3 protein-coding genes are annotated in these 10,505 nt (G+C 75.5%); all 3 read right to left on the minus strand.

Annotation, left to right across the window (positions count from 1 at the left end):
* On the minus strand, nt 1-1,663 hold a 1,663-nt coding region (locus D471_RS0117040; protein WP_017599744.1), incomplete at its 3' end, for a type I polyketide synthase.
* Between the two features lie 114 nt (nt 1,664-1,777).
* Nucleotides 1,778-6,535 (minus strand): type I polyketide synthase, encoded by a 4,758-nt coding sequence (locus tag D471_RS0117045; RefSeq protein WP_017599745.1) that lies wholly within the window; start codon nt 6,533-6,535, stop codon nt 1,778-1,780.
* Nucleotides 6,522-10,505 (minus strand): SDR family NAD(P)-dependent oxidoreductase (locus D471_RS34795; protein ID WP_017599746.1); only part of this gene is annotated, 3,984 nt, incomplete at its 5' end. The genes D471_RS34795 and D471_RS0117045, both read right to left, overlap by 14 nt.

The raw sequence follows: 10,505 nt of genomic DNA on the forward strand, positions 1-10,505 counted from the left end.
CGATCGCGCGCAGCCCCTCCATGAGCTCCGTGTCACTCGCGCCGACGACCGCCGCGCGCCGGGTGAACGCGGTACGGGCGGTGGCCAGCGAGCGCGCGACGTCGGCGGCGCCCGGCGCGGCGCCCTCCCCCAGACGCGCGTGCAGGCGCGCGGCCTGTTCGGCCAGCGCCGGCGCGGTGCGGGCGGACAGCACCCACGGCACGGGACCCGCCACCAGGGCGGGCGTCCCGGCGTCCGCCGAAGCCACCGCTTCCGGGGCCGTCTGCTCGGGGGCCTCCTCCACGATCACGTGCGCGTTGGTCCCGCTGATCCCGAACGAGGACACGCCCGCCCGACGCGTCCGGCCGCCCCGCGGCCAGGGACGGGCCGATCCCCGCACCCGGACCCGCCCGGTCTCCCAGTCCACCAGGTGCGAGGGGCGGTCGGCGTGCAGCGTTGCCGGGAGCGTGCCGTGCCCCAGTGCGAGGACCATGGCCATCAATCCGCTCACCCCGGCGGCCGCCTGGGTGTGGCCGATGTTGGACTTGACCGAGCCGACGGCCACCGTCCCCGGGACTGTCGCCTCCGAGCCGGTTGCCGTGCCCGGGCCGAACACGTCCAGCAGCGCCTGGGCCTCGATCGGGTCGCCCAGCGTGGTGCCGGTGCCGTGCGCCTCCACCGCGTCGACGTCGCCCGGCCCCAGACCGGCGTCGGCCAAGGCGGCGCGCACCACCCTCACCTGAGCCGATCCGCTGGGCGCGGTCAGGCCGTTGGACGCCCCGTCCTGGTTGACGGCGCTGCCCCGGATCACCGCCAGGACCGGGTGACCGGCGCGGCGGGCGTCGGACAACCGTTCCAACACCACCGCGCCCGCGCCCTCGGAGAAACCGGTCCCGTCGGCGCCCGCGCCGAACGCCTTGCACCGACCGTCCGGCGCCAGCCCGCCCTGCCTGGCGAACTCCTCGAACAGCATCGGGCCCGTCATCACGGTGGCGCCGCCCGCCAGCGCGAGCGAGCACTCCCCCGACCGCAGCGCCCGCACCGCCAGGTGCACCGCCACCAACGACGACGAACACGCCGTGTCCACCGTCAACGCCGGACCCGTCAACCCCAACGTGTACGACAACCGCCCCGAGGCCACGCTGAGCGACGTCCCCGTCGCCAGGTAGCCCGCCGCCTCCTCCGGAATGGGGACCGTCCCCGCGACGGAGCCCCCGGCATAGCCCCCCAGACTGATCCCGGTGAACACGCCCGTGGGAGTGCCGGTCAGGGACGCCGGATCGATCCCGGCGTGCTCGAGTGCCTCCCACGACACCTCCAGCATGAGCCGCTGCTGGGGGTCCATGGCGGCGGCCTCGCGCGGCGAAATCCCGAAGAACCCGGCGTCGAAGCCCCCGATGTCGTCGAGGAACCCGCCCGCCCGGGTCCCGCCGGGCCGGGCCGCCAGGGACTCCACGTCCCATCCGCGGTCGGCGGGCAGGTCGCCGATCGCGTCCGCGCCCTCCTCCAACAGGCGCCAGAAGGCCTCCGGGGAGTCGGCACCACCGGGCAGCCGGCAGCCCAGACCGACCACGGCGACGGGTTCGCGGTCGCGGGAACGCAGGTCCTCCAGCTCGGCGCGCGTGCGGCGCAGGTCGGCGGTCACCCGTTTGAGGTAGTCGAGGAGCTTGGCGTCATCGGACATGGGTGTGACCTCACCGGTTCGTGTCATCCGCGACCAGGGGTAACGGGCGCGGGGCAGGGATCGGGACGGGGCGGCGCGGGGCAGGGGGACGGGGCGGGTACGTCTCGGGTTCGGTCAGTCGCGCAGGGCCTCGTCGATGAAGGCGAACAACTCCTCCTTGGAGGCGGACTCCAGGTCCCGGTCGACGGTGCCCGCGCCCAGGACCGACGGGTTCCGGTCGGACAGCCGGTCGAGCAGCCCGCGCAGCCTGCGTGCGACGGCCTCGCGGTCCAGGTCGGAGCCCTCGTGCTCGGAGAGGGCCGCCTCGATGCCGTCGATGCGCGCCATGACGATCCGTTCGGTGTCCCCGAACAGCCGCTCCTCCAGGTGGTGTCCGAGCGCCGCGCACGTCGGGTGGGAGTAGGCCAGTCCCGAGGGCAGCCGCAGCCCGGTGAGAGCGGAGAGGCGGTTGCGCAGTTCGATCGCGGTCACCGAGTCCAGGCCCAGGTCCCTCAGTCCCCGGTCGGCGTCCAGCGCGCCGGCCGACCGGTAGCCGAGCAGGGCGGCGACCGTCTCGCACACGCGGTCGGTGAGGGTTCGGCGCCGCTCGGCGCGGCCCAGCCCGGACAGCCGTTCCACCAGGCCGCCCTCCGCGCACACGCCCGACCCGGCTTGCTCGGCGACCGTTCGGCCCAGGTCACCGATGAAGCGGCTCGGTCGGTTGACGGTCAGCGCGGTGCGGAACCGGGGCCAGTCGATGTCGGCGATCGCCAGCGCGGTCAGGTCGCGGTCGAGGGCGCGCCCGAGCGCGCTGACCGCCGCGTCGGGGTCCATGGTCGGCAGGCCGTGGCGGCGCAGCAGGTGGGCGACCGCCCCGTCCCCGGCCATGCCCCGCCCCGACCACGCGCCCCAGGCCACCGAGGTGGCGGGAAGGCCGAGGGCGCGCCGGTGGTGGGCCAGCGCCTCGCAGAACGCGTTGCCCGGGGCGTAGTTGCCCTGCCCGGACACGCCGAACACGGCGGCGACCGAGGAGTACAGGACGAAGGCCGACAGGTCCAGGTCCCGTGTGAGCTCGTGCAGATGCACCGCCCCGTCCGCCTTGGCCCGCAGGGCGCACGCCACCTGGTCGGGGGTGAGCGCGTCGACGGGACCGTCGTCCAGGGAGGCGGCCGTGTGGACGACCGCGCGCAGCGGATGCTCCTCGGGGATGTCGGCCAGGAGGTCGGCCAACGCGGTGCGATCGGCGACGTCGCACGCGGCGACGGTCACCTCGGCTCCGGCCGCCCGCAGGTCCTCGACCAGTTCCCGGGCCCCCGGCGAGTCCTCTCCCCGGCGGCTGACCAGGAGCAGGTGGTCGGCGCCCCGCCGGGCCAGCCAGCGGGCGGTGTGCGCGCCCAGCGCTCCGGTTCCCCCCGTGACCAGGACGGTTCCGGAGGGTGCCCAGCGGCGGGTGGCCCTGACCCGGCCGAGCGGAGCGCGGCCGAGCCGCCGCGCGAGGACGCGGCCGCCCCGGATCGCCACCTGGTCCTCGCCCTCGGCCGTCTCTCCCGCGAGGATCGCGGCGAGAAGCTCTCCGGCTCCCTCCGTGCCCTCGGCGGGCGCGTCGACGAGCCCGCCCCAGCGGTCGGTGTGTTCCTGGGCGACGACCCGGCCGAGCCCCCACACGAGCGCGGCGGCCGGATCGGTCACGGCCCCGTCGGCCGGGACCGCTCCGCGGGTGAGGCACCACAGCGGGGCGGTGACCCCGGCATCGCCGAGCGCCTGGACGAGCAGGACGGTGTACCGGTGCCCCGCCGCACAGGTCGGCTGGGCGATTCCGGCGTCGGCGCCGCCCAGGGCTGCCAGGGACAGCACTCCCACGATCGGTTCGGACCCACGGCGGGCCTCGGTGACGAGGTCGGCCAGGCCGCGGCGTTCGGGTGCCGGGGGCAGGTCCACGATCCGGGTCCGGTGGCCGCGGGAGTTCAGGGCCGCGACGCAGGCGGCGACCGTGTCGTCCAACGGCCCTCGGCGGAACAGCAACCAGGTGCCCGAGGGGGTGGTCCGCGCCCGGTGACCCCGGACTGGCACCCAGTCCTCCTCGTAGACCCAGTCGTCCAGGGAGCCGGTCGCGCCCGGAGCGGGCTCGGTCGCGCCCGGGTCGGATCCGTCGCCCCCGCCCGACCGCCAGAAGCGCTGATGTTGGAAAGGGTAGGTGGGCAGGTCGACGACCCGGCGACGGCCGCCGAACACCCGCTCCCAGTCGGGGTCGACGCCGTGCGCGTGCGCCTCGGCCAGGGAGGTGGTGAATCGGGACGGGCCGCCCTCGCCGCGGCGGAGCGTGCCCAGGACGACCACGTCGCGGGCTCCGGCGGCCTCGGCGGTCTCCCGCAGGGCCGAACCCAGGAGGGGATGCGGGCCCACCTCGATGAACGCGTCGTGTCCGTACGCCAGCAGCTCACGGGTGGCGGCCTCGAACTCGACCGGTCTCGCCAGCCCCCGGTACCAGTACTCGGCGTCGAGAGCGGTCCCGTCCAGGTGACCACCGGTGACGGTGGAGTACATCGGGACGTCGGGCCGCCGGGGCGTGATCCCGGCCAGCTCGGCCGTGATCCGCGCGCGCAGCCGCTCCACGTGCGGGGTGTGCGATGCGTAGTCCACCGCGATCATCCGCGCGTGGACGCCCTCGGCCCCGTACTCCTTGACCAGGCGGCGCACCGCCTCGGGCTCGCCCGCCACCACCGTCGACTCCGGGGCGTTGACCACGGCCACGTGCGCGTCCGCGTCGAGTCCGGCCAGGCGCGCGCGCACCTCCCACGCGGACCGGCCGACGGAGGCCATCGCGCCCGTGCCCGAGAGCTCCAGGAGCGCGCGGCCGCGCAGGGCCACGACGCGGGCCGCGTCCTCCAGGGAGAGCGCCCCCGCCACGCAGGCGGCCGCGATCTCCCCTTGGGAGTGGCCCACGACGGCTGAAGGGTGCACCCCGTGGGAGCGCCACAGCTCCGCGAGCGAGACCATGACCGCCCACAGCGCCGGCTGCACCACGTCCACGCGGTCCAGGAGAACGTCACCCCCACGCAGTACGTCCGTCAGCGACCAGCCCGTGTACGGCGCCAGCGCCGCCTCGCACTCGGCCATCCGCCGCGCGAACACCGGTGCGGCGTCCAGCAGGTCGACGGCCATCCCGGACCACTGGCCGCCCTGACCGGGGAAGACGAACACGGGTTGGTGGGCCTCCCGCGCCGTGCCGACCACCGCGCCGGGGTGCGCCCGTCCCCCCGCCACCGCGTCGAGGGCCTCCAGGTAACCCGCCCGGTCCTCGGCGACGGCGACCGCCCGGTGTTCCAGCGCGGACCGCGTGGTGGCCAGCGACCAGCCGACGTCGGCCGGGTCGGCCTCGGGGTGCTCCTCCAGGTGGTCGCGGAGGCGCTCCGCCTGTGCGCGCAGGGCGGCGCCGTCCCGGGCCGAGAGCGTCCAGGGCAGGGGGCCGCGGGGCCGGTCGGCGCCCGGCGCGTCCCCGCCGGCCCGTTCACGGGCGCCGTCGGGTGCCTGTTCCACGATGAGGTGGGCGTTGGTCCCGCTCATCCCGAACGAGGAGACCGCCGCCCGGCGCGGCCGGTCCGACCGCTCCCAGCGCCGCTCCTCGGTCAGAAGCCGCACCGCCCCCGAGGACCAGTCCACGTGGGGCGTGGGCGTGTCGGCGTGCAGGGTCCGCGGCAGCGTCCCTTCGCGCAGGGACAGCACCAGTTTGATGAGGCCGGCGACACCGGCCGCCGCCTGGGTGTGCCCCAGGTTGGACTTGAGGGAGCCCACCCACAGCGGCCGGTCCTCGGGGCGTTCCGTTCCGTAGGTGGCCAGCAGCGCCTGGGCCTCGATCGGGTCGCCCAGCGTGGTGCCGGTGCCGTGCGCCTCCACCGCGTCGACGTCGCCCGACCCCAGACCGGCGTCGGCCAGCGCCCGGCGGATGACCCGTTCCTGGGAGGGGCCGTTGGGCGCGGTCAGGCCGTTGGACGCCCCGTCCTGGTTGACGGCGCTGCCCCGGATCACCGCCAGGACCGGGTGACCGGCGCGGCGGGCGTCGGACAACCGTTCCAACACCACCATCCCCACGCCCTCGGAGAAGGCCGCGCCGTCCGCTCCCGCGCCGAACGCCTTGCACCGACCGTCCGGCGCCAGCCCGCCCAGGGTGGTGAACTCGGTGAGCGGCCCCGGGGAGGACATGACCGTGGCGCCGCCCGCCAGCGCGAGCGAGCACTCCCCCGACCGCAGCGCCCGCACCGCCAGGTGCACCGCCACCAACGACGACGAACACGCCGTGTCCACCGTCAACGCCGGACCCGTCAACCCCAACGTGTACGACAACCGCCCCGAGGCCACGCTGAGCGACGTCCCGGTCAGCGTCAGCCCGTCCCGCGGAGCCTCGGCCAAGCGCGGCCCGTACTCGGGGGTGAGGGTGCCGACGTAGACACCCGTGTCCGAACCCGCGAGCGAGGAGGGCGCGATCCCGGAACGCTCCAGGGACGTCCACGCCACCTCCAGCAGCAGGCGCTGTTGCGGGTCCATCGCCTCGGCCTCGCGCGGGGAGATCCCGAACAGACCGGGGTCGAAGTCACCGGCGGCGTCGAGGAAGGAGCCCCTGGTCATCGCGGACCGGGGTGCGCGGCCGCCCTCCCCGAGGAGCGACGCCAGGTCCCACCCCCGGTCGTCCGGCAGCGGTCCCACCGTCTCGCGGCCGTCGACGAGCAGGGCCCACAGGTCCTCCGGGGAGTCGACGCCGCCTGGGAGGCGGCACTCCATGCCCACGACGGCGATGGGCTCGTGGGACGCGACGTCGTCGAGCTGCTCGCGCAGCCGGGCGTTCTCCTTGAGCGCGGACCTGAGTGCCGCCACCAGCCGGTGGTCATCGGACGTCATCTGCTGTCTCCTGTCCACGTGGGAATCGGTGGGCTTCTCCTTGCATGGCGAGATTCACGAGGTCGTCGACGTCCATCGCGTCGATCCCCTCCCCCTCCGGCTCGTCGTCGGCTACGAGGCCCTCCGCGTCGGTGGGCCTGGGCTGGGGCACCCCCGGCGGTTCGGGGGCCACGAGGTCCGTCAACAGCCGCGCGAGCGCGCGCGGGGTGGGGTGGTCGAAGACAGCGGTGCCCGGGAGGTGTACCCCGAGCGCCGCGCCGAGCCGGTTGCGCAGTTCCAGTCCGGTCAGGGAGTCCAGACCGAACTCCTTGAAGGGCCGGTCCGCGTCGACACGGGCCGAGCCCGGGTCATGGCCCAGGACGACGGCCAGGTGGCCGCGCACCTCGACCAGAAGGGCGCGCTCACGCTCGGCCTCCGGCAGGGCCGCGACGCGTTCGGCGGCACCGGTGGACGTCCGCCCGCGCCCGGCGCCGGGAACGCGCGCGGCGTCGTCGGGGACGGCCGAGGCCTCCTGGCCCGCCGGGGGACGGGTGACCAGGTCCCGCAGAGGAGCGATATCGGCGTCCGTGGCGGTGTCGATCCAGGCGGGGACCGCGTGCGGCACGCCCCGTGACAGCGCCGCGTCGAACAGGCGCAGGGCCGCCTCCGGCGGCATCGGCAGCAGACCGGACCTGCCCATCGCCCTGATCTGCGCCGCGGTCAGGTGCCCGGTCATACCGCTCGGACCGTCCCACAGCCCCCACGCGAGGGAGGTCGCGGGCAGACCGCGCTCGCGCCGGTGCTGGGCCAGGGCGTCGCAGAAGACGTTGCCCGCCCCGTAACCGGCCTGGCCGGGGTTGCCCAGCACTCCGACGGCGGAGGAGAACAGGACGAACGCGCTCAGGTCGGTGTCGGCCGTGAGTTCGTGCAGGTTCCACGCCCCGTCCACCTTGGGGCGCAGCACGCGGTCGACCCGTTCCGGGGTGAGGTCGGTGACGGGGGCGTCGGCGAGCAGCCCCGCGGCGTGTACCACCGCCCCGAGGGGGCGGTCCAGGTCCGCGAGGACGGAGGCGAGGGCGTCGCGGTCGGCGACGTCGCAGGCCACGACGCGCACACGGGCGCCCAGGGCGGCCAGTTCCGCGGTTCGGGCGTCCTGCCCGTCGGCGTCGGGTCCGCTCCGGCTGACCAGCAGCAGGTCGCGTGCCCCGTAGCCGGCGACCAGGTGGCGGGCCAGGTGGTGGCCCAGGACGCCGGTGCCGCCCGTGACCAGGACCGCGCGGTCCTGTGGGAAGGGCGTCGGAACGGTCAGGACCAGCTTGCCGACGTTCTCACCGCGCTGTAGGGCGCGCAGGGCGTCCCCCGCCTGCCGGAGATCGTAGGTGCTGGTCGGCGGCGGCTTCAGGACACCGCCCACGAACAGCTCGACCACCCGGGCGAGCATCTGCCCGATCCGTTCGGGTGCCACGTCCGGCAGATTGAAGGCCTGGTAGTCGCGTCCAGGGTGGACGGCGGCGACCTCCTCCTGGGAGCGGATGTCGGTCTTGCCCATCTCCACGAAGCGCCCGCCCGGCCCCTCACCGTCCGCCGGTGAGCGCAGAAGGCGCAGGGACGCGTCGACGAACTCCCCGCTCAGCGCGTTGAGCACCACGTCCATACCGCGCCCGTCGTTGGCTGCGCGCAGCCGTTCCTCGAACTCCAGGGTCCGGGAGGAGGCCAACCGGTCCGGGGTGAGCCCGTATCCCTCCAGCACCGGCCACTTGTGCGGGCTCGCCGTACCGAACACGCGCGCGCCCATGTGCCGCGCCAACTGGACGGCGGCCGTGCCGACGCCCCCGGCGGCGGCGTGCACCAGGACGCTCTCCCCGGGGCGTACCGCGGCCAGGTCCACCAACCCGTGGTAGGCGGTGAGGAAGGCGACGGGAACCGCCGCCGCCTGCTCGAACGTCCACTCCTCGGGCATCCGGGCGAGACCGCGGGCGTCGGCGACCGCGATCGGCCCGAAGGCGCCGTCGAACATCCCGAGCACGCGGTCCCCGGGCGCCAGGTCGGTCACCTCGGCGCCGGTGTCCAGGACTGTCCCCGCGCCCTCGATCCCCACCCCGGTCTCGCCCTCGACCAAGCCGAGCGCGACCACCACGTCGCGGAAGTTCACCCCCGCCGCGCGTACGGCCAGGCGCACCTCGTGGGGGCCCAGGTCCCGTGCGACCCGGGGGTCCGCCACCGGCTCCAGGTCCGCCAAGGACCCGGGGGCACGGGTGTCGAGCCGCCACAGCGGGCCGGTCGGAGCGCGGTCCGCTTCCGCTTCCACCCTGGCCAGACGGGGCACCAGCACCGTTCCCGAGCGCAGGGCCACCTGGGGCTCGCCGAGGTCGACCGCGGCGGCCAGCATCCGGTGGGACTCCTCCGAACCGTCGGAGTCCACGAGCACGAGCCTTCCCGGGTGCTCCCGCTGGGCGGCACGCAGCAGCCCCCACACGGGCGCGGCCGCCAACCCCGTGAGCCGGGTTCCCGGGTCCGTGGACACCGCACGCCAGGTCACCACGGCCAGGCGTGCGTGGGCGAACCGTTCGTCGGCCAGCCAGGCGTGAACCGTGCCGAGCACGGAGTCGAGCCCCTCGCGCACCGCGTCCGGGACGGGCGCGCCCTCGGTGTAGACGACCGCCGCGGGCAGCTCGGTGGAGACCACCGGCGGCGCCGGGTCGTCCGGGCCGAGGGAGGCCAGGTCCGGCAGTCCCGCCGTGGCCAGGGCCTCGGGAGCGGGCACCTCCACCCGCCGCCACCCGAGTTCGTACAGTTCAGGCAGCTCACCGGGTTCCGGTGCGGGCAGACTGTCCTCGTCGAGGGGGCGCAGGACCAGTTCGTCGACGGTGAGGAGCGAGGCGCCGTGCTCGTCGGTGACCGCGAGGCGGTACCGACCGTGCTCGAGTTCGGTCCCCCGCACGTGGAGGGTCCGGGGCGGGTCGTCGGCCCCGATGGCGGCCACCCGGACACCGGACCAGGTGAAGGGCACCATGAGGGCGCCCCCGTCGGCGTCGCCGTGCAGGAGCAGCGCGTGCAGCGCGGCGTCCACCAGGGCCGGGTGGGGGCCGTGGAAGGGGACGGCCGTGTCCAGGGCGTCGGGCGCGACCACCTCGGCGAGGACGTCCGCGCCGTCCCGCCGCGCCGAGCGCAGCCCGCGGAGGGCGGGACCGTAGGTGTGGCCGCGCCGTTCCAGCAGCCCGTAGTCGACCTCTCCGGACGCTGCCCCGGGATCGGCGGCGTGCGGCTCCGGAGCGGACTCCGGTCGGGTGTGGTCCAGCGCGCCCGAGGCGTGCCGGGTCCAGGGAGCGTCGGGATCACCGTCGGGGCGCGCGTGGACCTCCACCGTCCGGTGACCGTCGCCGTCACGGGGGCCCACGGCCACCTGGACGTGGACGGCCCGGTCCCGGACCAGGACCATCGGGGCCTCCAACACCAGCTCGGCCAGTGTCCCCGCCCCGACCCGGCCGGCGGTGTGGGCGACCAGGTCCACGTAGACCGTCCCAGGCAGGACGACGCGTCCCAGCAGTCCGTGGTCGCGGACCCAGGGGTGGTCGGCGGGGTCGATCCGACCGGTGAAGACCGTGCGCCCGTCCGCGAGGGCCAGGCCGTCGTCGAGCGGGGCGCCCACCTCGGGAGCGGCGGGGACGGGTTCCGGTGTCCGGGGAACCACCCAGTGACGGGTCCTCCGGAAGGGGTTCTCAGGCACGGTGACGGGGCTGCCCTCGTCCGCCACCCCCTCCAGCACCACGTGGGCGTTGGTCCCGCTGATGCCGAAGGAGGACACGGCGGCACGACGCGGCCGACCGGTGTCCGGCCAGGGCTCCGCCTCCCGGAGCAGGCGCAGCCCGCTGTCCTCCCACTCGATCTCACCCGTGGGCTCGTCCGCGTGCAGGGTCCGGGGCAGCCGCCCGTGGCGCAACGCCTCCACGGTCTTGATCACCCCGGCCACACCGGCGGCGGCCTGGGCGTG

Origin of the sequence: Nocardiopsis lucentensis DSM 44048 (assembly GCF_000341125.1) — a bacterium.
In the GTDB taxonomy this organism is placed as follows: domain Bacteria; phylum Actinomycetota; class Actinomycetes; order Streptosporangiales; family Streptosporangiaceae; genus Nocardiopsis; species Nocardiopsis lucentensis.